A 26,804-nucleotide genomic window follows, 5' to 3' on the forward strand; every position below is an offset into this window, starting at 1 on the left:
GGTCAGTTGGTGCGGGCGGCGTCAGCCACCAGGTCAGCGATGGTCTCCGCCGCATGCCCGAGGCCGCTGCCACGGGTCGCCGCGGACAATCTTGCGAGGGTGTCGTCGTCGCCGAGGAGGGCGGTGACCCGTTCCGCGAGCGCGGCACCGGTGAGGTCCGCGTCCCGGATGAGTTCCGCACCACCGGCGTCGATCACGGGCCGGGCGTTGAGTTCCTGCTCACCGTTGCCGTGCGGGAGGGGCACGTAGATGGCCGGGAGACCGGAGGCCGTGACCTCCGCGACGGTCATGGCGCCCGCCCGGCAGACCACGAGGTCGGCCACCGCGAGGGCGAGGTCCATCGTGTCGATGTACGGCAGTGTGTGCCAGCCCCCGCAGGTCTCGGGCGCGGGGTTCTTCCGGCCGTGGGCGTGGAGGATCTGGTGTCCGGCCGCGGTGATCTCCGGGGCGGCCTCGGCGAGTGCCGCGTTGATCGACGCCGCCCCCTGCGAACCGCCGGTGACGAGGAGGGTCCTCTTCTCCGGGTCAAGTCCGTACCGGGCGACGGCCTGTGCCTTCCGGGCGGCCCGCCCGGATTCACTGAGTTCCTCACCGGACAGACCGGGTCGGATGGGGACCCCCACGACCTCACCGCGCAGACCCGAGTCCGCGACGGCGTTCAGCCCGGTCCCGCCGCACCACACGCCGAGTTTGTTGGCGAGTCCGGCACGGGCGTTGGCCTCATGGACGAAGAAGGGGATGCCGAGCCTGCGGGCGGCGAGATAGGCGGGTGCCGCGACATATCCACCGAAGCCGATGAGCACGTCCGCTTCGACCTCACGGAGGACGTCGACGGTCTGCCCGACCGCGCGCCACACCCGGAGCGGCAGCCGGAGGAGGTCCATGCCCGGTTTCCGCGGCACGGGCACGGGATCGATGAGGGCGAGTTCATAGCCGCGTGCGGGAACCAGGTCCCGTTCGAGCCCACGGGTGGTCCCCAGAGCGGTGACACGGGCGTCGTGGCGGCTCCGCAGCGCATCGGCGACGGCGAGGGCCGGCTCGATGTGGCCGGCGGTTCCGCCCCCGGCGACGACGACGGACAAGGGGGTGTTCATGGTTGATCAGCCTCTTCTGCGGGTGTGGTGGTGATCGGGTCGGACGGGTCCCCCGGGACGTGGCCTGCGGCGGCGTGATCCCGCTCCGCCAGTGACGCTACCACCGCCCGGCCCCGTGGGCCGGGGCGGCTGCCGTCCCTCCGTGGACGACGGGGCGGACGAACGGGGACCACGCCGGTGGGTGACCGGTTCGGTGGATTGACGCACGGGACGGGCCCGGCGGCGTACCGCCCCCCGTGATCCGGCCGGATCGGGTTCCCGCAACCTCAGCAACCTGTCGATCGCGGGCCGACCGTAGGACTGCATCGTCGAGACCGCCTCGGGTTCATGCCGTGCCGCGCTCGCGAGCAGTCCCATCGACCCGACCGTGATGATCGCGGAGCTGCCCCCGGAGGAGATCATGGGCAACTGGATGCCGGTGACCGGCAGCAGGCCGACGACGTAGCCGATGTTGACGAACGCCTGCGAGACGACACCCGCGGTGAGCGTCGCGGCCAGCAGTTTCAGGTACGGGTCGGTGGAACGCATGGCGCACCGCAGGCCGACGAGCCCCAGTGCACCGAACAGCAGGATCACGAGGGTCCCGCCGACCAGGCCGGTCTCCTCCCCGATGATGGCGAAGATGAAGTCGTTCTTCGCTTCCGGGAGATAGAACCATTTCGCCCGGGACTGTCCCGGGCCGACGCCTCCCGTTCCACCTTCGGCGAGCGAGAGGAAACCCTGGTAGGACTGGAAGGCCTTGCCCCGGACATCGTCGAAGTCGCCGAGGAGGGCGTCCTTGTACACCTCCAGCCGGTGGGTACGGTAGTTGCCCTCACCACCGCCGAAGGTGGAGACGAGTGCGTACCCGACGGCCAGGACACCGCCGGCCGCCACCATCCCGGTGATGAAGCGTCCGGGGATACCGGCGAAGACGAGCACGAGCCCGGCGACCGAGAGGCAGACGACCGCCATGCCGACGTCCGGCTGGCGGAGGATCAGACCGACGATGAGGACCGTCACACCGCAGTAGTGCATGTAGTGGTTGTTGAGCCAGTGCCGGACGGGGCCGCGATCGCTCAGGTAGTGGGCCCCCCAGACGGCGAGGGTGACCTTGGCGAGTTCGGAGGGCTGGAAGGTGAAGGGACCGAGGGCAAGCCAGGATCTGGCTCCCGATTCCACGAGGCCCGTCCCGACACCCGGTATGAGTACCGCGCAGAGGAGGACGATGGTGAGCAGGAGGAGCGGGGTCGCGAGGCGTCGGATCATCGACGGCCGCATCCACAGGGCCAGCCAGAGAACGACGTAGCCGACGAAGAGGAAGACCATGTGCCGGAGTCCCTGTGTCCACACGCCGCTGTCCAGGGCGGACCAGGTCGTGGAGGACGACAGGACCATGACCGCGCCGACGGCGGTTATCAGCGCGACGACGGACAGGATGAGGAAATAGTCGAAGAACGGGCGCGACAGGTAGTCCCGGATGTGTGCGCGGAGCCGGTCCGGTGCGGACTGTCCGCGTGCCGTGGTGTCCTGGGTCATTGTCTTCGGGCCTCTCTTGGTCAGGCGGTCAGGTCCCGGGCGGCCCGGGCGAAGCAGTCCCCGCGGTGCCCCATGCCCCGGTACATGTCGAGGGACGCGGCGGCCGGTGCGAGCAGGACGATGTCTCCCGGGGCGGCGATGTCGACGGCGCGGGCCATCAACTGTGTCATCGCCTCCTCCGGATCGGTGGAATCCGTGCAGTGGACCAGCGCGTCGGGGGCATGGTGTTCCACGGCGGCGGCCAGCAGGTTCCGGTCCACCCCGAGAAGAAGTGCCGCCTTGATGCGTCCGGCGTGGCGGGCGACCAGCTCATCGACCTCGGCTCCCTTGAGTTGGCCACCGGCGATCCAGATGACCGATCCGTGGCCGGTGAGCGCGGCATCGGCCGCGTGCGGATTGGTGGCCTTGGAATTGTCGACGTAGTCGACCCCGGCGTACCGGTGCACCACCTGACCACGGTGTCCGGAGACCTCGTAGACCGCGAGCGCCTCCCGGATCGCTGCGGGGTCCAGTCCCTGGGAGCGGGCCAGGGCCGCAGCGGCCAGCGCGTCGAGGATTCCCGCCGGCCCCGCCGGGGAGATCCCGTCGGCCGGGGCGAGGACGATGTTGTCCCCGAAGGCGTTGTCGACGAGGTTGCCGTCGACGACACCGAGCTGACCGGTCTCCGGCACCCCGAGGGTGAAACCGACGGTCGTGGTCCCGGTTCCCCCCGCTGCCGGGACACGGGACACGACCTCGGGGTCGTCGGCCCCGATGACCGCGTACGTTCCACGCAGTGCCCGGAGTTTCGCGTCCGCGTATCCGTCGAAGGATCCGTGCCAGTCGATGTGGTCGTCCGCGAGGTTGAGCAGCGCACCGGCGTCCGGGCGGAGGGTGGGGGCCCAGTGCAGCTGGAAGCTGGAGAGTTCCGCGACGAGGACATCGACGCGGGGTTCCGCGGTGAGCGCGTCACCGACGGAGACGCCGATGTTGCCGACGGCGGCGGCGGTGCCCGGGCCCCGGTCCATCATCGCCGCGCACATCGCTGTCGTCGTGGTCTTGCCGTTGGTGCCGGTGACGACGAGCCAGGTCCGGGGCTCACCGAAATGGCCCTCCTGATCGAGGCGCCAGGCCAGTTCCACGTCACCGATCACCTCGACGCCCCGGTCCGCCGCCGTACGCAGGAGCGGGGCGTCGGGGCGCCAGCCCGGCGAGGTCACCACCGTACGGTAGTCACCGATACGTTCCAGGGCGGTCGTGACATCGGTGGTGTCGCATCCGGTGGCCTCCGCGACGCGGAGCCGGGCGGTCTCATCGTCGTCCGCGACGGTCACCCGCGCCCCCAGGTCGCGGAGCATGCGGGCGCAGCCGGCACCGGATACACCTGCACCGGCGACGAGGACGGGGCCATCGAGAGAGATCATGTTCCTACACTCCGGAGGTTGTGAGCCACTCGCCGTAGAACAGCGCGATACCGGTCATGCACGCCATGGCGGTGAGCAGCCAGAAACGGATGACTACCGTCGTCTCGGCCCACCCGCCGTTCTCGAAGTGGTGGTGGAAGGGGGCCATGCGGAAGAAACGGGTTCCGCGGGTCCGGAAGACGACGACCTGGATCACGACGGACGCCGCCTCGATGACGAAGAGCGCACCGATGACGATCATCAGCAGCTCGGTCCGGGACGCGACGGAGATGCCTGCGACGAGTCCACCGAGCGCGAGGGAACCCGTGTCCCCCATGAAGATCTTGGCCGGTGCGGCGTTCCACCAGAGGAATCCGAGGCAGGCGCCGAGTCCAGCCGAGGCGAGGATGGCGAGATCCAGCGGATCCCGCACCGAGTAGCAGCCGGGTTCGACGGACACGGAGCAGGAGTTCCGGAACTGCCAGAAGGTGACCAGCGTGTAGGCACCCATGACCATGGCGGTGGCTCCGGCGGCGAGACCGTCGAGTCCGTCGGTCAGATTCACCGCGTTCGACCACGCGGAGATGAGTATGTACATGAAAACCAGGAACAGGACCAGGCCGATGATTCCGCCGCCGAAGGCGATGTTGAAGGTCTCGATGTCCCGGATGAAACTGAGGTTGGTGGTTCCGGGGGTCAGCCCGTCACCGTTCGAGAACCGCAGCACGAGCCACCCGAAGGCGAGGGCGAGAACGAGCTGGCCGATGAGTTTGGCCTTCTTGTTCAGACCGAGGTTCCTGCCTTTGGCGAGTTTGATGTAGTCGTCCGCGAACCCGAGCAGTCCCATGCCGAGGGTCAGCCCCAGGACGAGGAGACCGGAGGCGGTGAAGCCACCGAAACCACGGGCCACCCCGATGAGGGAGGTCAGGATGTAGGCGACGAGGATCCCCGCGATGATGGCGACGCCACCCATCGTCGGGGTGCCGCGTTTGCGCATGTGGGAGGCCGGGCCGTCCTCGCGGATGTGCTGGCCGAGTCCTTCATCGCTGAACCAGCGGATGAGTACCGGGGTGAGGAAGATCGCGACGAGAAAGGCGATGGCTCCACTGATGATTATCTGGGTCACTGTTCTGCGTCCTGCTCCTCGAGAGATTCCGTCACCGGTAGGGCCAGCAGGGTGTCCGCCACCCGCCAGAGCTGCTCGGAGGATGAGGCCTTGACCAGCACCACATCCCCCGGTTCCAGTGCCGGTTGTACAAAGTTGATCGCCGCGTCGACGGAGTCGGCGGTCACGACCCTCGTCCCCGCGGTCTCCGCCGCCTGTGCCAGGGCGTGTGTGTTCACGCCGGTGCCCACAGCGACGAGACGCGGGATCCCGCTCTCACCGAGCAGTCTCCCGGTCTCCGCGTGCCGGTCGGCGGCGTCGGGGCCGAGCTCGTTCATCTGTCCGAGCACGGCCCACGCCGTACCGCCCGTCGCAGCCGCACTGTGCGCGAGGGCCCTGATCCCGGCGGCCATCGAGTCGGGGTTCGCGTTGTAGGAGTCATTGATCACGGTGACGCCGTCGTCCCTCCGGGTGACCTCCATCCGACGTCCCGACACCGGCTCGTGCGCGGAAACCGCGGCGCAGGCGCTCCGGGGGTCGAGGCCGGCACCGACGGCGGCGGCGATCGCCGCCAGGGCGTTGGACACCTGGTGGTCCCCGACGAGATTCAGGCTGACCGGTTCCGAGAGACCGTCCGGCCCCTCGACCGTGAAACTGGCCCGGCACGCCTCGTCGAGTCGCACGGCGTCGGCGCGGTAGTCCGCACCGGGGTCACCGGCTGCGCTGAAGGTGACGACGCGGGCGCGGGTCCGGCCCGCCATCGCGGCGACGAGCGGATCGTCGGCGTTGAGTACGGCCACTCCCCCGTCGTCGGCACCGGGCAGAACCTCGACGAGTTCCCCCTTGGCGCGCGCGATGGTGTCCCGGTCGCCGAACTCACCGATGTGTGCGGTACCGACGTTGAGGACCACACCGACGACGGGAGGGGCGATGGCGGCGAGTTCCGCGACGTGTCCCACTCCCCGGGCGGACAGTTCCGCGACGAGGTAGTCGGTGTCCGTCGAGCACCGCAGCGCGGTGTACGGATGGCCGATCTCGTTGTTGAACGAACCGGGGGGTGCGACGACGTCACCGCCACCGTCGTTCTCCCGCAGCACCGAGGCGATGAGATCCTTGACGGTGGTCTTTCCCGCGGATCCGGTGACCCCGACGACGCGCATGCCGTGGCCGGCCGCGACGTCGACGTTGTGCCGGGCGAGTCTCCCGAGCGCGGCGATGACCGCGGCACCGTGTCCCGAGGGATCATGCTCGTAGGCGGCGGCGTTGCTCTCCGGACGGGGAACCTCCGGGACGATGATCGACGGCGCGCCGGTTTCGCGGGCGGCCAGGGCGACGGTGGCGCCTGACTCGACGGCCCCGACGGCGTAGTCGTGTCCGTCGACCTGCGCCCCCGGCAGACAGACGAACAGTCCGCCCGGTTCGATACGGCGCGAATCGAACTCGACCGACCCGGTGACGATCGCCTCCGGGTCGGCGCCGTCGGCGAGATAGCCTCCCGTGACGCCGACGATGTCACTGACAGACATCCGGATCATGCCGGTTCCTCCGTTTCCGGTCGCTCGGTCACCCGGGCGTCGATCGCACGGGTCAGGGATTCCGCGTCATCGAACGGATGCCGGGTGTCCCCGATCAACTGACCGGTTTCATGTCCCTTACCCGCGATGATGACCGCGTCACCGGGTCTCGCCCACGCCACGGCCTCCCGGATCGCCTCGTCACGGGAGGCGATCTCCCGGATGTCGGCCAGACGTTTCTTCTTTCCGGCGCTCTTCCGTTCGCGGACGGCTTCCCGCGCGCCCCGGAGAACGGCCTTCCGGATCTCCGCGGGATCCTCGCTCCTCGGATTGTCATCGGTGACGATGACCAGGTCAGCCGCGCGCGCCGCCGCTGATCCCATGAGCGGACGCTTCGCGCTGTCCCGGTCCCCGCCGGCCCCGATCACGATTCCGACACGGCCCTCGGTCTGGCTCCGCAGTGTCTTCAGTACGGCGGACACCGCCGCGGGTTTGTGGGCGTAGTCGACGACGGCGAGGAAATCCTGCCCCCGGTCGATGTTCTGCATCCGTCCCGGTACGACGACCCCGGCCATTCCAGCGGCGATGGTCTTCGCGTCCTCACCGGCGGCGACCGCCATGGTCAGTGCGAGCGCGGCGTTGGCCACGTTGAACCTGCCGGGGAGCGGAACCTCGCAGATGATGTCCCGGTCGTCGATGCGCACGGGGAAACGCTGAGTCCCGGCGGCACCGACCTCGGGGTCCCCCACCGTGACCGATGCGGGGCGCGAACCGGTCGAGACGGTGACCGCCGCCGGACCGGCCAGCCTCGACAGTTTCTGTCCGTGGTCGTCGTCCACGCAGATCACGGACCTTCTGGCACGGATGGTGGAACCGGGCCGGAAGAACCGGGCCTTCGTCGCGAAGTAGTCCTCCATCGTGTCATGGAAGTCCAGGTGGTCCTGCGAGAGATTGGTGAATCCGGCGACGTCGAACTCGGTGCCGACGATCCTGCCGAGCGCGATCGCGTGGGAGGAGACCTCCATGACCACGTGCGTGACCCCCTCCGACCGCATCCGGTCGAAGATCTCCTGGAGAACCGGGGCTTCCGGGGTGGTCAGCTGGGTCGGTACGGGCTCTCCGTTGATCCGGGTGCCGTTGGTTCCGATCACGCCGACCCTGTGCCCGGCGGCGAGGAGCCCCGCCTCCAGCAGGTAGCTCGTCGTCGTCTTACCCGACGTACCGGTCACCCCGAAGAGGGTCATGTCCCGCGACGGGTGACCGTGGACGGCGGAAGCGACCGTCCCCAGGACCTCCCGGACATCGTCGACGACGATGACGGGACGCTTCTCGTGCCGGTCCTGGAGGATACGTTCCCCTTCCGCGTCGGTGAGGATGGCGGCCGCCACCGACTCCCGCGCGTATCCGGCGCCGTGTGTCCGGGTTCCGGGCACCGCCGCGAACAGTCCCCCCTCAGGCAGTTCCTGGGCGTTGATCCCGACCGCGCTGATGCGCACCGAACCGGCGGCGTCCTGGTTCAGACTGCCGCCGCTCAACTCGGCGATGGTATCCAGTGTGATGGCCACTGTCCTGGCACACTCCTTATTGCTCTCAGATCGGTACTGCCTCGGTTACGGGGCGGAACGTGATTCTATCTGTGGACACCGGCGGGAGACATTCCCGGGCCGGTGGCCGGACGAAGTTCCGGTCGGGCGCGTCATTGCGCCTGGAGGATGAGATCCTCCTCCCGTGTCGGCGACAACGGTACATTGTCACGGTTGAGCAGCCAGGCCGCTATGTCGTGGAACAGCGGCGCGGCCGACTGACCGCCTTCACCGTGCACACCCCGCTCGGGGTCGTCGAGCATGAGCGCGATGACGAACCGGGGATCATCGGCCGGCGCGATCCCGGCGAAGGTGATCCAGTAGTCGGAATTGGAGTAGCAGTTGCAGTCCGGGTTCACCTGCTGGGCGGTACCCGTCTTACCCGCGATCCGGTATCCCTCGACGGCGGCCTGCGGACCCGTTCCCTGCTGCACTCCCGACGGATCACTCTGGGTGACGGCCTGGAACATTCCCCGGACGGTACGGGCGGTCTCCGGGCTGACGACCCGGATCCGCTCCGGTTCCGGCTGTTCCATGACGTCACCGTCAGGTGTGGTCACCGTACGGATGATGCGCGGTTGGATACGTTCACCGTCGTTCGCGATCGCCTGGTACACGCCGGCCATCTGAAGCAGGGTCAGGGACATGCCCTGACCGATCGGCAGATTCGCGAACGTGCCACCGGACCACTGTGACCGGTCCGGGAGCAGCCCCTGGGATTCGCCGGGCAGTTCGATACCCGTGTAGCGGCCCACACCGAAGAGGTCCAGCATGTTCGCGAACCGGTCCTGTCCGACCCGGTCGGCGAGCATCAGGGTGCCGACGTTGGAGGACTTCCCGAACACACCGGTCGTGGTGAAGGGGACGACCCCGTGCGGCCACGCGTCCTTGACCGTCACACCCGCCATGTCGATGGCACCGGGCACCTGGAACACCTCGTCCGGTGTGGTGACCCCGTCCTCGATCGCTGCGGCGGCGGTGATGATCTTCGCCACGGAACCGGGTTCGAACGGTGCCTGGACTGCGGGGTTGCCGAAGAACCTGCCCCGCGCCAGTTGTCTCTCGATGTCACCGGTGGGGTCGATCGTGTCCGTGTTCGCCATCGCCAGGACCTCACCGGTCGCGGAGTCGAGGACGACGGCCGAGGCCGACTCCGCCCCCGAGTTCTCCTTCGCCTGCTCCAGCTGTTGCTGGACGTAGGTCTGGAGGTCCAGGTCGAGAGTCAGTTCGATGTCGGACCCGTGCACCACCGGTACCTGGTCCCGGAGCGTTCCGGGGATGATCTGGCCGTCGGTGGACACGTCCTCCGTCGATTTGCCGTTGATCCCGGAGAGGACGCCGTCCGAGGCCGCCTCCAGGCCGAACTGCCCCTCACCGTCGATGGAGATCTTGCCGATCACGTTCTCGGCGATGGCCCCGTTCGGGTACTGGCGGATGTCCTGCCGGTCCGCGGCGACACCGGGAAAACGCTCGGCTATCTCCACCGCGACATCGGGATCGACGTTCCGGACGAGCACCGTGTAGGAGTTGTCGGCCCGCAGTTTCCGGAGAATCTCCGCCGGCTTGACCTTCTGCGCCGATGCCCCGGATTCCCGGACCATCTCGGGGATCACCACGGACATCTCCTCAAGGACGTCCTCGACCGGCGGGTACTTCTCGAGGAGTTCCGGATCCCCGGAGTTGACGGCCATGTCGTGACGTTCCCCGATCTCCTTGCGGAGCACCAGTGGGGCTACCGTCAGCGACCGTGCCTGCATGGTGTACGCGAGTTGCTCACCGTCACGGTCCGTGACCGTCCCACGTCGCGCGAAGTCGATGTACTCCCGGGTGCGTTGATTCTGCGCCTGCGCGGCGAGTTCGGGCCCCCAGACGAGCTGAACGCACGCCAGTCGGACCGTCAGCAGTACGACACCGACGATCACGAGCGTGCGGACGATCTTCATTCTGCGGGCGATCTGCTCCCTCCCGACAGCGTCGCCGGTCGGTTTCCGTCGCCCGGGTACACCGGTGGTCCCTGATCTCGTCGGGGTCTCCGCCGGTGGGGGTGGGCCGGGCCGTGAGGTCCGGGCCACCGGACGACGGTTCCCCTTCCCACGGTCCGGAGGGGTCACCGTGCGCTCCCGCCCGTCCGGTCGGAGCGGACATTCGGGGCGTAGGGCGCGATGGCCGGGACGTCACTGTTCGCCCCGGTCACGGGTTCGACCTGTTGACGGCCCTCGTTCGGGACCCCCTGGTCGGTCCGCGGAAGTGGCTGCACCCGGCCTGACACGGCGTCGGTTTCCGCCGGATCGCTGCTGGCCGGTCGGGGGAGGACACGCGACCCGTTGACGTCGATGATCGGCCGGACCGCCGCGGGGTCCGCTTCGCGGATCTCATCGACACCGCCCTCCGGTCCGACGGAGAGAACACCGGGCTGATCGGGGACGATCATTCCCAGTTCCGCGGCGCGTCGGGCGACCTCGGCTGCGGAGGTCGCGGACTGGCGGTCACGGTTCAGCGTCTCCAGCTGGTTGCCCAGTCGACTGTCGACCCGGGACAGCTCCTGGATCCGGAAGGTCTGCTGCGTGGTGACACCGGAGAGATACATGGTGAGCATGACCCCGGCGAGGAGAGTCATCACCAGAACAGCGGCGAACCGGACCCGAACCGGGTCCGCCTTCGGCGCGACGATCCGGCGACCGCGGACGGACACGACCTGTTTCGACCCCGGTGTCCACTGGAACCGGCGTCGCTGCGGCGTCGGGGCACCGGGGACCCGCCTGGCGGGAGGGGTACTACGTGGGGTCGGGTGGAGATCGACGATCTCCGCGACACCGGTACCCGCACCGCGGGAAGCACGCCGCTGGTCGGCCGGTCGGATCACACGGGTGGAACGGCGTTCGGGGGTGTGCGTCCCCGGGTTCATGTGGTCCGTTCCGGGGTTCGCCCGGAGGCGTGCGGTGGTGCTCATCGGGTTTCTCCGTTCGACTGTGTTGTCCGTTCCACGGCGCGTACCCGCACCGGTGCTGCCCGGGGATTGTCCTCGATCTCCTCCCGGGGCGCCTTCTCCGCCCCCCGGGTCACGAGCCGGAACTCAGGTGCCGTTCCGGGCAGGTCGACGGGCAGGCCCCGCGGGGTCTTCGAGGTGGTGAGTTCGGCGAGTTCCTTCTTGACTATGCGGTCCTCCAGCGACTGGTAGGCCATGAACACGGCCCGTCCCCCGACACGGAGTTCCCGGGTGATCGCCGGAACCATCGCGGCCACCGACTCCAGTTCGCCGTTGACCTCGACACGCAGTGCCTGGAAGGTACGTTTCGCGGGATGTCCCCCGGTCCGCCGTGCGGCGGCCGGAATCGTGGCGTAGAGCAGCTCGACCAGCCTCCCGGAGGTGGTGAAGGGTTCCTTCTCCCGTTCACGGAGCACCGCCGACGCGATCTTCCCCGCGAAACGTTCGTCCCCGTAAGCCTTCAGCACGTGGGCGAGTTCTCCGTGACCGTAGGTGTTGAGGATGTCCGCCGCCGTGATACCGGAGGTCGGATCCATCCTCATGTCCAGGGGTGCGTCCTGTGAATAGGCGAACCCACGGTCGGCCTGGTCCAGCTGCATGGAGGAGACACCGAGATCGAACAGTGCACCCGCGACACCGTGCTCCCGCATCAGCATGCAGGGCTCACTGTCGTCCGTCTCGACCGCGGAGACGAAACGGTCGAATCTCGTGTGCAGTCCACGGAACCGGTCCCCGAAACGCTCCAGTCTGCCGCGGGCCTGTTCCAGGGCGATCGGGTCCCTGTCGAGTCCGATGACCCGGACCTCGGGAAAGACGGTGAGGAAATACTCGCTGTGTCCACCCGCACCGAGCGTCCCGTCGATGATCACGGCCCCGGGGCCGGCGTCCAGGATCGCGGGACGCAGCAGATCCGTGACACGCTCCCGCAGGACGGGGACATGTCCGTGTCCACCGTTTCCGGTCATCGTCTTCATCCCTCCTGGTCGATCGTCGAGGGCTCCGGGCCCGGGGTTGCTGTCATCTTCCGAGGGGGTGAATACAGGGCCCTGTCCGGTGTGCCTATCTGATGTCGGGGAAGTACACCAGAGCGACACCCCGGACAGAGTCCGTGCACGCACTCCACTCGATTCGGTTGTGTCGTACCCTGCCCCGTCACCGGGTCAGATCAGTCCACTGAGATCCGGGTCCTCCGCGGACGAGAACATCTCCTCGTTCTGCTTCTGGTACTCGTGCCAGGAGTCCGCGTCCCAGATCTCGAGGGATTCGACCGCTCCGATGACCACACACTCCCTGGTGAGCCCCGCATACTCGCGGTGCGCTGGGGAAAGGGTGATCCGACCGTGTCCGTCAGGCCGCTGTTCGACCGCACTGGCGGCCAGACTGCGGATGAAGGCACGGGCCCTCGGATTGGTCCGCGAGATCTCGGCGGCACGACGGGTACGCGCCTCGAACTCCTCCCGGGGAAAGACCGCCAGAGAGTGGTCCTGCCCCATTGAGACGACGAGACCACCGGCCAGCTCCTCGCGGAACTTCGCCGGAAGGGTCAGCCTCCCCTTGTCATCGAGTTTCGGGGTGTAGGTGCCGAGAAACATGTCCGACACCACCTTTCACTCGCGTGCCCTGGGGAGATCAATCCGTCCCGGGTGGTCCAACCGGGACATGTGCACCCGATTCTCCCACCACTGGGCACCACACTACCCCACTTTCTCCCACCCACAACACCCGGACAGTGGAATTAACCGGAAAGAACATGTGCTGAAAGTCACTGACCAGTGGTTTTTATCGAATTTCCAGGTGGGTGACCCCACCACACCAACCCCACCAACTCCCCCAAAAGAGATACAGAAACACTCTTTCCACACCAGAAACACCACCTCTACCTTTCACAGTGGACGTAATGACCTGCACCTTTGGGAGATCCTCACACCCACCCCAATCCAGTGGGAGGAAGTGGGGAGAAAAAGTGGGACAAAGTGGGGAACACACCGCACCGCCCCGACGGGACGGAGAAAACAGCGAGGGACCCCACCGGCGGAAAACGCCGGTGGGGTCCCTCAACCCCGCCACGGACGGGGGAACCGTGCCGCTACTCCTCGAAACGCCGGCGGAAACGTTCCTCCATGCGGGACCCGATTCCACCCCCGGAACCATCAACCCCACCCGTCCGGGACACACCGATGGAACCCCCCGGATACCCGGCCCCGGACTCCCCGATTCCGTCACCGCCGCGCAGCATCCAGACCCCCGCGGCAAACATGATGAGGAACCCGAGAACGCTCAGGGCGACAAACCAGAGACTCTGGAGACTGAAAGCCACCCCACCGACGAGCAGCAGCAGCCCGACCGAGGCGACGGCGAGCCCCCGCAGCGACACGACGGCACGGGAGGACCCCCCGGCCACACCGGCACCGAGACCCGCACCGAATTTCGGGTCCGCCAGGAGAGACTCCTCGATCTCCCGGAACATCCTCTGCTCCTGCTCAGAAAGCGACATGGTGGTGATCCTCCCGGAATGTGGCGCCAGACTCGTCGTGGAGACTGTTTGTCATGCTGTCAATAAGGATAACGCCCAGATTATCCGGAAAGTTCCCGCGCCGTCACCGATACCGCACACCACCGGACACCACGGCGACAACGCCGACCCGGCACGGGGAACGGCCGTCCGGTCAGGCCGCCGACGGAAGGATCCCCCTCCTCCGCTCCGCCGCACCAATGAACTGTTCGACCTCGTCCAGGAACTCATCGACCACCACCCCATCGGGGAACCCGGACATGTACATCGCCCGGTCGCGCAAACGGGAGTAGCGGGAGAGCCGGGCGGACCACCGCCCTGCATCGGCATCGAGCAGCGCGAGCTGATCCCAGGCACTGGAGGGCAGGCGACGGCGACGGGAGACCGGACTGTCGATCACGAGGGCACCGGCCGTCCGCAACGCGGCGCGGTACCCCTCCTCCACCGCGGCGTCGAGAGCACCCTCGGACTGCCGGAGCCGGGCCTCGGCCAGCAGGGCCGCGGCGCGACGCAGGTACTCGCCCCGTCGGCCGTCAGCCCCGGAGAAGCGCGTCGTCGCGGAAATGACAGTGGACATGATCCGACTCCCTTCACCCATCGATACCCCGGACCCCTCCACGGGCCCGCCGCGACCGTCCCCGTCCGGATCCGGCCACATACGCAGACTAGGGTGCGAGCGGGACACGACCCGGACGTGATTAGAACACCTGTTCGACATCGTTCCCGTCCCGCTCTCCGGGTAGACGGGAATCACACCCCGGAAGACACACCCGTCCCCCCGGCCGTGGTTCGATTGATTCCGTGAGTACCGCCATATGCCCCATGTCACCCCTCGAGTTCGTGCACCACTGCCCGGAACTCGTCGACGTCTACTGGACCGCGATGGACCTCGACGCCCAGGGACTCGGCGGACACTCACGGTCAAGCAGGGTCCGCCACTGGCGGAGCCTGGTCCACAATCCGGGATTCCGGGCCGTCTGCGCGGTGACCGACGGCCGGATAACCGGGATCGCCTACGGCATGGACGGCGAGATCCGGCGGAACTGGACCAGAGCCATCGCCGACGGACTGGCGAGATCCGGGGGCCGGGATCCACGCTGGCCGGACATGCTGTCGGACTACTACGAGATCAGTGAACTGCACGTGCTGCCTGAACTGCAGGGGCGGGGGATCGGCAGGAAACTGCTGACACAGCTTCTCGATGACGCCACCCAGCACTGGGCCCTCCTGTCCACCCCGGAGGTCCCCGACGAGGCGAACCGGGCCTTCGGTCTCTACCGGTCGCTGGGATTCACTGATGTCATCAGGTACTTCACCTTCTTCTCGGATCCGCGCCTGTTCGCGGTCCTCGCCGCCGAACTGCCCCTGCCGTCCGACCGTCCGACCGTCAACCGGCCGACAGACTCCCGCTGAGGGGAACGTCACGCCATTCCGGGGCCATCCCGAGATTGTGCAGGACCTCCTGCGTCGCCCGTGCATTGTTGAGCGTCATGAAGTGCAGGTCGGGAGCCCCCTCCGCGATGAGCCGCTCGGCCATCGCCGTGGTCCACTCGATACCGACCTCACGGACAGCTTCCGCATTGGCCTTCTCGTCCCCGCCGGCGGCCCGGACCATCCGCCGTTCAAGTTCCTTCGGCAGCCGTGCGCTGGACAGTTCTATCTGCCGGCGGAGGGAACGCAGGGAGGTGATCGGCATCAGTCCGGGTATGACGGGCTTGGCGCCGTGCTCCGGATCTGCGGCGAGGAGACGGTCACGGAGCCGGAGATAATGGTCGCAGTCGAGGAACATCTGGGTGATCGAGTAGTCGGCTCCGGCCCGGAGTTTGTTGAGCGTGTGCGTGGTGTCCGATTCCTCGGACACCGCGCGGTAGTGCCGTTCCGGGAAGGAGGCCACCCCGATCTGGAAGTGTCTCGTCTCGGGCAGTGCCCGCGTCATCTCGATGAGGTCGAGGGCATAGGTCAACCCGCCCGGTGTGGGCTTCCACTCCCCCGTCGGATCCCCCGGCGGATCCCCGCGCAGCGCCAGCAGGTTGGTGAGGCCGACCCCCGCGTACGTCCACAGAATGTCCTCGAGTTCCTCGACGGTGTGGTTGACCAGGGTGAGGTGGACCAGCGTCGGCAGCGGACGGCGGGCCAGCTGTCGGGCGATGCGACTGGTCCGTGAGCGGGTCGACCCACCGGCCCCGTAGGTCACGGAGACGAAGGCGGCCCCCAGTCCGTCGAAGGTGTCCACCGCATGCCACATCCGCCGCTCGGCGGCGTCATCGCGGGGCGGCATGAACTCGACCGAGAACGGGACACGCCCCGTGGTCGAGCGGGCGATCGCTTCGGTGACCGAGGTCTGATTGACGGCAGGTGTATGTGATGGAGACATCTCTGGGTATCTTGTTGGTGTGACGGGAACGGTTGTCCAACGAACCTACCTCGAAATAGACCGCTCTGTTCATATTTCGGTCTACAGTCCCCCCTCAATAACCCCCCGAGGATCAGCATGACCAGCACAGACACCCACCACGACCTGGGCGACATCCCAGCCCTCGTCGAGGATCACCTCGCAGCGTTCTTCGCGACGCGCAAGGAGTCCCTCGAGGCCATAGACGATCATGTCGTCGGGGCGACGGCTCTCCTCGAGGAATTCGTCCTCGGCGGCGGGAAACGGATCCGTCCGCTCTTCGCCTGGGTGGGTTGGCTCGGCACCGAATCCACGACGGAGGACCCCGATTCCGTCCTCGACGCCGTCAGTTCCCTGGAACTCATCCAGGCCTGCGCTCTCCTGCACGACGACATCATCGACTCCTCCGACACCCGGCGCGGCAACCCGACCGTGCACAGGATCGTCGAGAGGAGGCACGGGGACGCGGGCTGGGCCGGCGACCCCGCGCATTTCGGTGTCTCGACGGCGACCCTCCTCGGCGACCTCGCGCTCGCCTGGTCCGACGAGATGCTGCTGGGCGCGGACCTCCCGGCGGAGCGTCTCCGCGCGGCGCTCAGACCGTGGTGGGACATGCGCACCGAGGTCATCGCCGGACAGATGCTCGACATCTACGTGGAGTCCTCACGGGATGAACGCATCGAGGCGGCCGAGAAGATCAACCGCTACAAGTCGGCGGCCTACACCATCGAACGCCCCCTCCATCTGGGTGCGGCGCTCGGTGGGGGCTCTCCCGAACTCATCGCCGCCTACCGTGGTTTCGGGCACGACATCGGGATCGCCTACCAGTTGCGCGATGACCTCCTGGGGGTGTTCGGGGATCCGGAGGTCACCGGGAAACCCGCCGGGGACGATCTCAGGGAGGGGAAGCGGACGGTACTCGTCGCCGAGGCGCTCCGCCACCTGGACGAGCACGATCCCGCGGGCGCAGCCCGGCTCCGCGAGGGAATCGGTGCGGTGACCTCATCCACCGGGATCTCCACACTCACGGATCTCATCGCTTCCACGGGGGCGGCGGACCGGGTGGAACTGCGGATCAGTGAGCTGACGGCATCGGGGCTCGCGAAACTCGATTCGGCCGCGATCTCCCCCGAGGTCCGTTCCATGCTCCACGACCTCGCGGTCCGGGCCACCTCGCGGCGAATGTGACGCCGTGACCGTTCAACTTCTCCGGCCACTCGACCGGCTCGCCGACCGTCACCCCGACGCGCGCGCCATCGGCGCGACCGCCGCGATCGTCATCACCCTCGCGTCCTTCGGCGGCGGAGCGATCCGCTACCGGGGAGGGGTCCTCGACGCACTCGGCCTGTCCTTCCTCTCCTACGGCCACGGGGCTGCGGTCTCGAACGTCTCCATGTGGCTGGGGCTGGCGTTGATGACCCTGGCCTGGCTGGTGCTCGGACGTGGCGTCCTCCGGGGACGGGTCGGCGCCCGGGAGGTCACGAGGTCACTCGTCTGGTGGGTGTCCCCGCTCGTGCTCGCCGCGCCGATACTCTCGCGTGACGTCTACTCCTATCTCATGCAGGGGGCGATGGTGCGCGACGGTTTCGACCCCTACTCACAGGGTGCCGCGGTCAACCCCGGCCCGATGCTGCTCGAGGTCTCACACGACTGGCGCAACACGACGACACCGTACGGTCCCCTGCATCTCTGGCTCGGCGACGCGGTGACGGGCGTCGCCGGCGACAGCGTCACCCTCGGGGTGTTCCTCTACAAACTCATCTCGCTGGTCGGATTCTGGGGAATCGTCTGGTGCGTCCCCCGCATCGCGACCAGGATCAACGGGGACGGGGGCCTCGCACTGTGGCTGGGCGTCGCCAACCCGGTGACCGTTCTCCACCTCATCGGGGGAATGCACAACGAGTCCGTCATGGTGGCACTGGTGTCACTGGGGATACTCCTGGCCCTGGACGGGCGTTTCACCGCCGCAATGGCGCTCGTCGCAGTGTCCGTGGCCTTCAAGGCGACGGCGATCATCGCACTGCCGTTCCTGGTCTGGATGATGCACCGACACCTCCTCCGGCGGGGACTGCCGCTGGGGCCGGTGGGGGCGTTCCTCGCCGCGGGATCCTGGTCCGCCGCCACGACCTTCATCGTCGTCACCGGCTGCACGTGGCTCTCCGGTGCCGGATGGGGTTGGGTGGCGCAGTTGTCCGGGAACTCGAAGGTCATCAACCCCCTGGCTCTCCCGTCACTGGTCGCGGGAATCGTGACCCCGCTGTTCGGGGTCACCGGTTCCGGGGTGAGCTACAACGCGGTTCTCGTGGTGACACGTCAGATGGGCATGATCGGTATGCTCATCGGGCTGATCGTGGCGTGGTGGGTCTTCCGGCACGACGACAGACGGAACATCATGGGCATCGCGGCCGCCTACACGGTCGTCGTGACCCTCAACGCGGTGACGCTCCCCTGGTACTACGTCAGCCTGATCGTCCTGGTGGGGACGTTCAGTCCCTCCCGGAGGATCGTGGGCTTCACGGTGTGGTGCTCGGTCGTCGTGGCGATGTCCTTCACCGGGAGCGGAAACCACCAGATGTACAACCTCGTCTGGATGGGTGTCCTCGCGGTGGTGGCGTGGTACCTCACGGGCTGGCTGTCACGGAGCGTCGCCGATGCACCCTCCGGACGGACGGTCCCCCCGACCCCCGGGGCCGTCGGGACGCTCAGAGACCGGCGGCCTGCGCCCGGCGCATGACCTCCCGGGCGAGATGTCCGTGGAGACCGTCCACGGGACGCCCGGGCAGGGAGTCATCCGGGGTGAAGAGCCAGTCGAGGATCTCACGGTCGTCGTAGCCGCCGTCGGACAGCAGCGCGATGACACCCGGCACGAACCGGTTCACACGACCACTCTCGTCGAAGAACACGGCGGGCAGCATCCGCTGTCCGTCGACGGTGACCGCGATGAGCTTGTGCTCTCCCAGGAGATCGTAGACACGGGTGACGACGACCCCCATTGTCTCGGCGGCTTCCGGGACACTCAGCAGAGGTTCATCTGTGGACAGGACTTCACGGGCTTCTGGGGAACTCACACCACACAATGTAGCGTGTCGACGCGGTCGGTACGGCACCGACCGGCCGCGCGCCCCGTGTTCCCGGCGGATCGCCCACCGGGGCTTCCGGCTGGAACCGTGGGCGACCATCGACCATACTGGGGCCATGACACAGCTGGACGTCGGCCAGGTCCTGGAGGGCCGCTACCGAATCGACACCCCGATAGCCCGGGGAGGCATGTCCACCGTCTACCGGTGTGTGGACCTGCGGCTCGGGCGGAGTGTCGCCGCAAAGGTGATGGACGAGCGTTTCTCCGGTGACCCGGTGTTCCGGAACAGGTTCCGGAGGGAGGCCCGTTCCATGGCCATGCTGTCCGACCCGTGTCTCGTCAACGTCTACGACACCAGCGCCGACGGCGGCCACGTCTTCCTCATCATGGAACTCATCACCGGGGGAACCCTCCGTGAGCTCCTCGCCGAACGTGGCCCCATGCCACCGCACGCCGCGACCTCGGTGATGCGCAGTGTCCTCACCGGACTGTCGGTCGCGCACACCGCCGGCATGGTGCACCGGGACATCAAACCGGACAACATCCTGATCAACTCCGACGGCCAGGTTAAGCTGGCGGATTTCGGTCTGGTGCGGGCGGCTGCCGCGTCACCGGCCACCGGAGACACGATCATCGGCACCGCCAGCTACCTTTCCCCCGAGCAGGTCGAGAACACCGGGATCGGACCGGCCAGCGACGTCTATTCCGCGGGTGTCGTCCTGTTTGAGCTCCTGACCGGAAGAACACCGTTCACCGGGGAGAACGACACGGCCCGCGCCTACGCCCGGCTCACCGAGGACGTCCCGCCACCGAGTGCCTGGATCGACGGCGTACCGAACCTGTTCGATGAGCTCGTCGCCACGGCGACCGCCCGGGAACCCGCCGACCGTTTCGCGGACGCCGGAGAGTTCCTGGAGGCGCTGGAGGACGTCGCGACCGAACTGCGCCTGGCGGCGTTCCGGGTTCCCGCCCCGACGAATTCGGCGGCGCACCGGGCGACCGGTTTCATAGACACGCCCACGGACATGTTCACGTCGGCGATAGAGAAACCGGGTGGTCCGGACGCCTCCGTACCCACCACACCTCCGGGTGCCGGAACAGACACGACGCAGCTCGGCGACGGAGACCCCGCGGCAGGGGAAACCCGTGTACTCCAGGCCGTCGACGGAGGAACCGGTACCGACGACACAGCGCTCCTCCCGCCGCAGGAGGCCCCCGCGCAGGTCTGGCCCACTCCCCCGACGGAACCGGAACATGAGGCGGCGCACCACGACCCGCACCCCGGGTACCGGGCCGAGCCGCATTTCAGACCGCCCGTGACCAGTGGTTCAGGACTGGGGCTCATCATCTGGCTGACGGTCGTGGCCGTCGTCACCGTCGCGATCGCCGTGGGCGCATGGTGGTACGGCTCAGGCCGCTACGGAGAGGTTCCCCAGGTCCTCGGCATGGACCCGGCGACCGCGACCGCGACCGTCACCGAGGCCGGCTTTGAACCGGTCTCCCGGAGTGTGTACGACGATGACGTCCCTTTTGACCGGGTCGTCGGGACCGATCCCCCGGGTTCCCGACGTGTTCCCAGGGGCGAGCCGGTGTCGGTGCTCGTCTCGCTGGGATCCCCGACGGTGCCCGCACTGCCGACCGACCGTGACCCCGGTCGTTTCCGGGCGGCGCTGAGCCAGCGGACCCTCGACTGGGTCGACGGTGACAGTGTCTACTCCGATGATGTTCCCGCAGGTGGGGTGGCCCGCACCGATCCCCCGTCCGGGAAGACGGTGCAGGTCGGGGGAAGCGTCACCGTCCACCTCAGCAAGGGGCCCGCACCGGTGGAGGTCCCCAAGGTCTCCGGGATGTCCGGGGACGAGGCACGGACCGCCCTCGAACGTGCCGGATTCACCGTCTCCGGCACGGACGAGAGGTTCGATCCTGAGGTGGATGCCGGCGACGCTGTGGCGACGACCCCTGCCGCGGGCACCACACTCGCACGCGGGTCCGACGTGACCCTGATCGTCTCCAACGCCCTCACGGTTCCGGATGTCGTGGGATTGAGCGAGTATGACGCCCTGAATGAACTCTCCGATGCCGGTCTCGCGGCCGGGGAGATCACCCGGACGGATCTCGTGGGGGCCACCGCTCACGCGGTGATGGATGTCTCCCCCAAGCCCGGTGACCGTGTCGATCCGGCGAACCCCGAGGTCAACCTCCTGGTGGCGGAGAAGGTCAATGTCCCGTTCCTCATCGGGAAACGCGCGGATGAGGCCCGTCGGCTACTGGCGGATGCGGGACTGACGCACACCGGCCTGGACGGCACCTCGGACGGGGCCCGCGTCGTCACGCAGTCCCCCGCCGGCAACAGGGACATCGACCCCGGGACGACGGTGAAGGTCCGGACGGTGGGCTGAGACGCCCTCCCCGTGACATGACGGTGCCCCACGGTGATGAACCGTGGGGCACCGTCATGTCACGGGCGTCAGCCGCGTGGTGTCACTGGTTGCGCAGCATCTCCGCGACGAGGAACGCCAGTTCCAGCGACTGCTGCGTGTTCAGTCGGGGGTCACAGGCGGACTCGTACCGGCCCGGGAGGTCGATGTCGGTGATGTCCTCGGCTCCGCCGAGGCACTCGGTGACGTTCTCACCGGTCAGCTCGATGTGGATGCCACCGGGGTGGGTTCCGAGTTCACGGTGCACCTCGAAGAAGCCCTGCACCTCGTCGATGACGTGGTCGAAGTGACGGGTCTTGTAGCCGTTGGACGAGGTGGTGGTGTTTCCGTGCATCGGATCGCACTGCCAGATCACACGGTGTCCGGATTCCTCGACCGCGCGGATGATGTCCGGCAGAACGGTACGGACCTTGTCGTGGCCCATGCGGGCGACCAGGGTGAGGCGGCCGGGTTCACGGTCGGGGTCGATGCGCTCGGCGTAGGCGACGGCCTCCTCCGGGGTGCAGCCCGGCCCGATCTTCAGACCCACCGGGTTGGCGATGAGAGCGGCGAAGTTCACGTGGAAATCCTCGATACCTCGCGTACGTTCACCGATCCACAACTGATGCGCGGACAGGTCGTAGAGCTCGGTCCGGCCGTTCTCGTCCTCAGCCAGCCGCAGCATCGCCCGCTCATAGTCCACGAGAAGTGCCTCGTGGGAGCAGTAGATGTTCGCGGTGTGCAGGTTCTGGTCGTTGACGCCACAGGCGGCCATGAACTTCAGACCGGCCTCGATCTCCTCACCGAGCTGCTCGTAGCGGGCACCCGCGGGAGAATTCGCGACGAACTCTCGGTTCCACTCGTGCAGCTTGTGCAGATCGGCCGTACCGGACCCCGCGAGGGCGCGGACCAGGTTCAGTGCGGCTGAGGCGTTGGCGTAGGCCCGGATCATCCGCGCCGGGTCGTGACGGCGCGCCTCCGGGGTGGCCTCGACACCGTTGACGATGTCGCCCCGGTAGTTCGGCAGGCCGTTCTCGTCCAGATCGGAGGAACGGGGCTTGGCGTACTGGCCGGCGATACGGGCCATCTTGACCACGGGGGTCGAGGCACCGTACGTCAGGACCACAGCCATCTGCAGGAGCGTCTTGACGTTCGCCCGGATGTGCGGTTCGGTGTTCGACTCGAAGGTCTCCGCGCAGTCTCCCCCCTGGAGGAGAAACGCCTTGCCCAGGGCCACGTCCGCGAGCTGTTTCTTCAGCCTCCGGATTTCAGGCGCCACGACGACGGGCGGTACGGATTCCAGGATCTTGCGCACATTGTCGGCCTGGCGTTGATCCCAGGTCGGCTGCTGTTTCGCGTCCCTCGTGACAACGCTGTCGAAGCGCTGCTGGATGCCGTCAGGCAACGGGGGAAGATCGGGAAGTTCATCTACGGGGAGGTCTACTGTCCAACTCACGCTACATTCATACCACGTGCGCTTCACCCCACCTGCCTTTGCCCCCTGAAAGTAACCGCCGAAGCGGCAGGTGGAACATCATGTCAGTACGCGGAGCGGACACGGTTGAGGTTGTCCGTCGGGAGATGGCGCTGACACAACCTGAACTTGTCGAGATTGTGCCGCGCGTCGACGAGCGCATCGTGATTACCCGCGGGAAGATCCGGGAGTGTCGGGCATCCCGCGGCCTCCCAGTACTGACGGAGTTCATGCGTGAACCGGGGCAGGGAACGGGGCAGCGAACGCATGTCCCCGAACAGCTGGGCCAGCACCACATGGTCGTAGGCCCCCACCCACGCCCACAGTTCCGGTTTGCCCGTCCCACGGGTGAGGAACTCCCGGACCTCGTCGCGGATCGTCGCCAGATCCCGCCAGACCGGGGAGCTGATGTTCGGCAGCTGCGACAGTACATGGCGCTTCACCCAGTCATTCGCGCGTCTCGGATCGAACTCGGTCGACACCGCGTAGTACTCGCGCCCGTCCTCGGCGACGATCCCGATGGAGACGAGTTCTATGGTCCGACCGTCCTCGATGAATTCGGTGTCGTAGAAGAAACGCACGGAAGAGAACCTCACTGTTCGTCGGTGGCCCGGCCGTATCGGTGGCGGCACCCGGACCCAGCGCCACCGGGTCCAGCCTATCCGGCCGCACCGTTTCCCCCGGGGGCCGGGGCGGATAGAATCCCGGGTCATGTCTGATTCCGTCCCCGGCACCGCCCCCGAACGCCACCTCCGCACGATACCGGCGTCGCTCCGGGCCACGGCACTTCTCGCCGCGGTCGTCTCGGTCCTCCCGATGGTTCTCAACGTCTCCCACCCGGACAACGGGCAGTTACTCCGCTACCACATCGACTTCGACGTGTACCGCAGCGGCGGCCGTTCACTCCTCGACGGTGTCGCCCTCTACACCGGTTCCTTCCCCGTCGGCGGTATCGAACTCCCCTTCACCTATCCTCCGCTCGCGGCGATACTCTTCGCTCCGACCGCCCTGCTGGACCGGGATCTCGGGGCCTCACTGCTGAACCTCGCCGGTGTGGTGGCCCTGTGGTGGTGCCTCGTCATCGTCATCGAACGACTCCGGCCCGACTGGTCCAGATCGACGGGCCGGACCGCGGCGCTCGTTCTCCTCCCTTTCCTGCTGCGGCTGGAACCGGTCACCGAGACACTGAACTTCGCACAGGTCAACATCCTCCTGATGGCGGCCGTCATCATCGACACCGTGTCCCGCCGGACACGACTCCCCCGGGGCACCCTCATCGGTCTCGCCGCGGCGATCAAGCTCACCCCGGCCGTGTTCGGCCTCTATTTCCTGGTCCGCCGGGACTGGCGCTCCGCCGCGGTCTGCGTTTCCTCCGGGATCGGGTTCACCGTCCTCGCCTGGCTGATCACCCCGGCGAACTCGAGCGAGTACTGGCTGCACACACTGTCCGACCCTGACAGGATCGGGCAGTTGTCCTACACCGGCAACCAGTCGATCCGTGGGGTCGTCGCCCGACTCCTCGGGGACGGGGCACAGACACCGGTGTGGTTCATCTCGGTTCTGTTCGTTCTCGCCGCCGTCGTTCTCGCGATGCTCCGTGCCGTACGTCACGGGGCCTTTCTCGGGGCGGTCCTGTTGAACGCGACGGTCGCGCTGCTGTGTTCACCGGTGTCCTGGACCCACCACTGGGTCTGGGTCGCCCCGTTGATCGTCGTCCTCGGTGCCCGGGCGGTGGATCTCAGAGGCACCCGGGCCGGGGCGCTGGCACTCTGGCTCGCGGGATTCTTCGCGACGGCCGGTGTTCTGGCCCCCCACTGGACCCTCCCCTACCGGGGGGCGGAGGAGGACTGGTCCGTGGCCGCCCACCTCACCGGGAACACCTATGTACTACTCACTCTGGTGCTGCTCGGTGCCGCGACCGTCGCCCCCGAGATTCTCGGGGGCGGGCCGGGCCGGTACGGTTCCCGCCCGGCCCGGGTCCCCGCCTGGCCCGGAGCGGTGCTCGCCGCCCTCGTGGTCCTCATCTCCTCGGGGGCCGTCGGCGGGACGGTACCCGGGGTTGTCCCGAACGACGTCAGTCAGGAGGCCGCCGCCGTGATCGACGGGATCCTCTCCGGTGCCGGAGGTGCGGTCGGCCCCTGGCCGGTCATACCCGTCGTCACGGTGCTCGGTGTCCTCATCGGACTCTTGGTCGTCCCCGTGGTGGGGTGGCGGGTCGTCGGATTCACGCTTCCCCTCCTCGTGCTGTGCCTCCCCGTCCGCTTCGGGGTGTCCGCAGCCCCGTTGACGCTCCTCGCGGTGGGGCTGCTGGCACTGGACGCCTTCGCTCCACGGACCGGGAAACTACCCCGCGGGGTGCTGTCCGGGGTGGCCGTCGGACTGTCGGGGTGGCCGCTCCTCACGCTCGGTGCGATCGCTCTCCGCGGTGGCCGCCGTGCGGTGACGACGGCACTGGCGGCGGGCCTGGTGACCCTGGTGGCGGTGTGGCACCTCGCGGGACCGCTGCCGGGGTTGAACGGGATGGCGCTGGCATCGGCGATGAACGCGTCTCCCGCCGGTGCTCTCGCCCGGGCCGCCGGAACCACGAACCCACTGGTGACGGTCCTGCCGACACTGATCACCGCAGGTTTCCTCACCTGGGTCCTGCACCGGTTGCGGGACTCCGGTGCCACGACGTCGGAACGGATGGCCGTCTGGCTGACCGTTCCGCTGCTGGTTCTCCCGATGGTCCCGGTGCAGCGGTGGGCTCTCGCCGTACCACTGATCGTGGTGCTTCTGCTCCGGATGCGCGCCGGACGTGACAACGGTGCCACCGGGTTGACGGGCGCAGCGGTGTTCGGTGGGTGGATGACGGTGATGTTCTGGCCCCCAACAGCCCTGGAACACGCGTTCCCCGGGGTCCCCGGGGCATGGCATCCGTTGGCCGAACTCCTCGCGCTGTCGCCGGTGATCTACCTGGTGGTCACGCTGATCATGCTCGCCCGGTCACCGCGTCCGGTCACGGCAGGATAGCGAAGACCCGGGCCGGGAACCCGGTTCCGTCCTTCGGCTTCGCCCAGGTGGCGACGACGAGGGCCCCTGTCTCGGGGACCTGGTCGAGGTTGGCGAGCAGCTCGATCTGCCACCGGTCCTGCTGGAGCAGGAACAGCTCCGTCGGCAGCGCTCCCCCGCTGACCACCACGCCGGGGTCGGTGTCCGTCGTCTCGTGGCCGATCGCGGTGATGCCGCGTTCCTCGAGGAGGAACCGGACCACCTCGATGTTCCAGGCCGGGTAGTGGAACACCCCGTCGGCGTCGGCGTTGAACATGGCTTCCGCGTCGGGCCAGCGTTTCGACCAGCCCGTACGCAGCGCGACGAATCCACCCTCGGGGATACGCCCGTTCCGGTCCTCCCAGGCGAGCACGTCGTCCACGGTCGGGGTGTAGTCCGGGTTTCCGACGACCTGTTCGGTGACGTCCAGGACGGCGAGCGGGAGGATCATCTCGTTGACGGGCAGTTCATCGAGGGTGCGTGCGTCGTTGACGAAGTGGATGGGCGGGTCGACGTGGGTGCCCCACTGCCCGACGAAGCGGTACTCGTCGACGGTGAAACCGTGATCGGTGACGGTGAACAGTCTGGTGCGCTCCTCGTCGGGAAGTGCGGAGAACTTCGGCTGTCCGGCATGGAAGGCGTGCGTGAGATCCACGTAGCGGTGGTCGGTGCGGAGCCGGGTGGCGAGATCCCAGAGGGAGTTGTTGTCGGTCATGGT

At 67.7% G+C, this 26,804-nt stretch carries 22 protein-coding genes; 5 read left to right on the plus strand and 17 right to left on the minus strand.

The genetic code is table 11. The features are described from left to right. Positions 1–2 precede the first annotated feature (2 nt). The 12 genes from JIM94_RS05780 to JIM94_RS05835 all read right to left on the minus strand — a co-directional run bounded on the left by JIM94_RS05780 (position 3) and on the right by JIM94_RS05835 (position 14,271). On the minus strand, positions 3–1,094 hold the full coding sequence (locus tag JIM94_RS05780; RefSeq protein ID WP_200254441.1) for a UDP-N-acetylglucosamine--N-acetylmuramyl-(pentapeptide) pyrophosphoryl-undecaprenol N-acetylglucosamine transferase: 1,092 nt from the start codon (positions 1,092–1,094) through the stop codon (positions 3–5). A 6-nt stretch (positions 1,095–1,100) separates the two neighbouring features. After that, positions 1,101–2,612, minus strand: coding sequence for a peptidoglycan glycosyltransferase FtsW (locus JIM94_RS05785; protein WP_200254443.1), 1,512 nt, complete (start codon positions 2,610–2,612; stop codon positions 1,101–1,103). A gap of 20 nt (positions 2,613–2,632) precedes the next feature. Continuing rightward, positions 2,633–4,015 carry a UDP-N-acetylmuramoyl-L-alanine--D-glutamate ligase gene (gene murD, locus JIM94_RS05790; RefSeq protein WP_200254445.1) on the minus strand — a complete coding sequence of 461 codons (1,383 nt, stop codon included), beginning with the start codon at positions 4,013–4,015 and terminating at the stop codon, positions 2,633–2,635. Between the two features lie 4 nt (positions 4,016–4,019). Beyond that, the gene (gene mraY, locus JIM94_RS05795) at positions 4,020–5,120 is read right to left on the minus strand and encodes a phospho-N-acetylmuramoyl-pentapeptide-transferase (protein WP_200254447.1); all 1,101 of its coding nucleotides are present in this window, start codon (positions 5,118–5,120) and stop codon (positions 4,020–4,022) included. Next, entirely contained in the window at positions 5,117–6,634 is a 1,518-nt protein-coding gene (locus JIM94_RS05800) for a UDP-N-acetylmuramoyl-tripeptide--D-alanyl-D-alanine ligase (protein ID WP_200254449.1), read from the minus strand. The genes mraY and JIM94_RS05800 overlap by 4 nt, the downstream gene beginning before the upstream one ends. After that, positions 6,631–8,178 carry a UDP-N-acetylmuramoyl-L-alanyl-D-glutamate--2,6-diaminopimelate ligase gene (locus JIM94_RS05805; protein WP_200254452.1) on the minus strand — a complete coding sequence of 516 codons (1,548 nt, stop codon included), beginning with the start codon at positions 8,176–8,178 and terminating at the stop codon, positions 6,631–6,633. Before JIM94_RS05805 ends, JIM94_RS05800 begins: the two co-directional genes overlap by 4 nt. Positions 8,179–8,309: 131 nt before the next feature. Further along, a complete protein-coding gene (locus JIM94_RS05810; protein WP_200254454.1) occupies positions 8,310–10,139 on the minus strand; it encodes a peptidoglycan D,D-transpeptidase FtsI family protein in 1,830 nt (609 codons plus the stop codon). A gap of 164 nt (positions 10,140–10,303) precedes the next feature. Then, complete coding sequence (ftsL, locus tag JIM94_RS05815; RefSeq protein WP_200254456.1) at positions 10,304–11,146, minus strand: cell division protein FtsL; 843 nt, start codon at positions 11,144–11,146, stop codon at positions 10,304–10,306. Further along, positions 11,143–12,156: a 16S rRNA (cytosine(1402)-N(4))-methyltransferase RsmH gene (gene rsmH, locus JIM94_RS05820; protein ID WP_200254458.1), complete on the minus strand. Its 1,014-nt coding sequence runs from the start codon at positions 12,154–12,156 to the stop codon at positions 11,143–11,145. The genes ftsL and rsmH overlap by 4 nt, the downstream gene beginning before the upstream one ends. Positions 12,157–12,342: 186 nt before the next feature. After that, positions 12,343–12,774, minus strand: a complete 432-nt coding sequence (gene mraZ / locus JIM94_RS05825; protein ID WP_200254460.1) for a division/cell wall cluster transcriptional repressor MraZ — start codon at positions 12,772–12,774, stop codon at positions 12,343–12,345. A 494-nt stretch (positions 12,775–13,268) separates the two neighbouring features. Then, positions 13,269–13,676: a DUF3040 domain-containing protein gene (locus JIM94_RS05830; RefSeq protein ID WP_200254462.1), complete on the minus strand. Its 408-nt coding sequence runs from the start codon at positions 13,674–13,676 to the stop codon at positions 13,269–13,271. A 172-nt stretch (positions 13,677–13,848) separates the two neighbouring features. Next, positions 13,849–14,271: an SAV_6107 family HEPN domain-containing protein gene (locus tag JIM94_RS05835; RefSeq protein ID WP_200254464.1), complete on the minus strand. Its 423-nt coding sequence runs from the start codon at positions 14,269–14,271 to the stop codon at positions 13,849–13,851. 224 nt (positions 14,272–14,495) lie between these two features. On the opposite strand from JIM94_RS05835, the gene JIM94_RS05840 reads away from it, so the two are divergent. Beyond that, positions 14,496–15,107: a GNAT family N-acetyltransferase gene (locus JIM94_RS05840; RefSeq protein WP_248085971.1), complete on the plus strand. Its 612-nt coding sequence runs from the start codon at positions 14,496–14,498 to the stop codon at positions 15,105–15,107. On the opposite strand, the gene JIM94_RS05845 is transcribed toward JIM94_RS05840, so the two are convergent. Next, complete coding sequence (locus JIM94_RS05845) at positions 15,082–16,068, minus strand: methylenetetrahydrofolate reductase (protein ID WP_200254466.1); 987 nt, start codon at positions 16,066–16,068, stop codon at positions 15,082–15,084. The genes JIM94_RS05840 and JIM94_RS05845 overlap by 26 nt on opposite strands. A 117-nt stretch (positions 16,069–16,185) precedes the next feature. On the opposite strand from JIM94_RS05845, the gene JIM94_RS05850 reads away from it, so the two are divergent. Both JIM94_RS05850 and JIM94_RS05855 read left to right on the plus strand, forming a co-directional pair. Beyond that, a complete protein-coding gene (locus JIM94_RS05850; protein WP_200254467.1) occupies positions 16,186–17,274 on the plus strand; it encodes a polyprenyl synthetase family protein in 1,089 nt (362 codons plus the stop codon). Positions 17,275–17,341: 67 nt separating this feature from the next. Next, the gene (locus JIM94_RS05855; RefSeq protein ID WP_200254539.1) at positions 17,342–18,820 is read left to right on the plus strand and encodes an alpha-(1->6)-mannopyranosyltransferase A; all 1,479 of its coding nucleotides are present in this window, start codon (positions 17,342–17,344) and stop codon (positions 18,818–18,820) included. Here JIM94_RS05855 and JIM94_RS05860 read toward each other — a convergent pair. Then, entirely contained in the window at positions 18,789–19,154 is a 366-nt protein-coding gene (locus JIM94_RS05860; RefSeq protein ID WP_248085968.1) for an Rv2175c family DNA-binding protein, read from the minus strand. The two genes, JIM94_RS05855 and JIM94_RS05860, sit on opposite strands and share 32 nt — an antisense overlap. A 127-nt stretch (positions 19,155–19,281) precedes the next feature. Here JIM94_RS05860 and pknB point away from each other — a divergent pair, with 127 nt between their 5' ends. Further along, positions 19,282–21,564 carry a Stk1 family PASTA domain-containing Ser/Thr kinase gene (gene pknB / locus JIM94_RS05865; protein ID WP_200254469.1) on the plus strand — a complete coding sequence of 761 codons (2,283 nt, stop codon included), beginning with the start codon at positions 19,282–19,284 and terminating at the stop codon, positions 21,562–21,564. Positions 21,565–21,646: 82 nt separating this feature from the next. On the opposite strand, the gene JIM94_RS05870 is transcribed toward pknB, so the two are convergent. Together JIM94_RS05870 and JIM94_RS05875 are read right to left on the minus strand one after the other, a co-directional pair. Then, positions 21,647–23,038, minus strand: a complete 1,392-nt coding sequence (locus JIM94_RS05870; protein WP_200254471.1) for a class II 3-deoxy-7-phosphoheptulonate synthase — start codon at positions 23,036–23,038, stop codon at positions 21,647–21,649. Positions 23,039–23,121: 83 nt separating this feature from the next. Beyond that, complete coding sequence (locus tag JIM94_RS05875) at positions 23,122–23,637, minus strand: polyadenylate-specific 3'-exoribonuclease AS (protein WP_200254473.1); 516 nt, start codon at positions 23,635–23,637, stop codon at positions 23,122–23,124. 130 nt (positions 23,638–23,767) lie between these two features. On the opposite strand from JIM94_RS05875, the gene JIM94_RS05880 reads away from it, so the two are divergent. After that, positions 23,768–26,068, plus strand: a complete 2,301-nt coding sequence (locus JIM94_RS05880; RefSeq protein ID WP_200254476.1) for a glycosyltransferase 87 family protein — start codon at positions 23,768–23,770, stop codon at positions 26,066–26,068. On the opposite strand, the gene JIM94_RS05885 is transcribed toward JIM94_RS05880, so the two are convergent. After that, positions 26,055–26,801, minus strand: coding sequence for a cyclase family protein (locus JIM94_RS05885; RefSeq protein WP_200254478.1), 747 nt, complete (start codon positions 26,799–26,801; stop codon positions 26,055–26,057). The two genes, JIM94_RS05880 and JIM94_RS05885, sit on opposite strands and share 14 nt — an antisense overlap. Between the last annotated feature and the right edge of the window lie 3 nt (positions 26,802–26,804).

Source organism: Corynebacterium pygosceleis (genome assembly GCF_016595275.2).
Taxonomy (GTDB): Bacteria; Actinomycetota; Actinomycetes; order Mycobacteriales; family Mycobacteriaceae; genus Corynebacterium; species Corynebacterium pygosceleis.

Bases quoted from the DNA above. Each gene is read 5' to 3' on its own strand.
- JIM94_RS05845 (WP_200254466.1), bottom strand. From the start codon at position 16,068: ATGTCTCCATCACATACACCTGCCGTCAATCAGACCTCGGTCACCGAA.
- JIM94_RS05835 (WP_200254464.1), bottom strand. From the start codon at position 14,271: ATGTCCACTGTCATTTCCGCGACGACGCGCTTCTCCGGGGCTGACGGC.
- JIM94_RS05810 (WP_200254454.1), bottom strand. From the start codon at position 10,139: ATGAAGATCGTCCGCACGCTCGTGATCGTCGGTGTCGTACTGCTGACG.
- rsmH (WP_200254458.1), bottom strand. From the start codon at position 12,156: ATGAAGACGATGACCGGAAACGGTGGACACGGACATGTCCCCGTCCTG.
- JIM94_RS05830 (WP_200254462.1), bottom strand. From the start codon at position 13,676: ATGTCGCTTTCTGAGCAGGAGCAGAGGATGTTCCGGGAGATCGAGGAG.
- JIM94_RS05785 (WP_200254443.1), bottom strand. From the start codon at position 2,612: ATGACCCAGGACACCACGGCACGCGGACAGTCCGCACCGGACCGGCTC.
- mraZ (WP_200254460.1), bottom strand. From the start codon at position 12,774: ATGTTTCTCGGCACCTACACCCCGAAACTCGATGACAAGGGGAGGCTG.
- JIM94_RS05885 (WP_200254478.1), bottom strand. From the start codon at position 26,801: ATGACCGACAACAACTCCCTCTGGGATCTCGCCACCCGGCTCCGCACC.
- JIM94_RS05880 (WP_200254476.1), top strand. From the start codon at position 23,768: ATGTCTGATTCCGTCCCCGGCACCGCCCCCGAACGCCACCTCCGCACG.
- murD (WP_200254445.1), bottom strand. From the start codon at position 4,015: ATGATCTCTCTCGATGGCCCCGTCCTCGTCGCCGGTGCAGGTGTATCC.
- JIM94_RS05800 (WP_200254449.1), bottom strand. From the start codon at position 6,634: ATGATCCGGATGTCTGTCAGTGACATCGTCGGCGTCACGGGAGGCTAT.
- JIM94_RS05780 (WP_200254441.1), bottom strand. From the start codon at position 1,094: ATGAACACCCCCTTGTCCGTCGTCGTCGCCGGGGGCGGAACCGCCGGC.
- JIM94_RS05850 (WP_200254467.1), top strand. From the start codon at position 16,186: ATGACCAGCACAGACACCCACCACGACCTGGGCGACATCCCAGCCCTC.
- pknB (WP_200254469.1), top strand. From the start codon at position 19,282: ATGACACAGCTGGACGTCGGCCAGGTCCTGGAGGGCCGCTACCGAATC.
- ftsL (WP_200254456.1), bottom strand. From the start codon at position 11,146: ATGAGCACCACCGCACGCCTCCGGGCGAACCCCGGAACGGACCACATG.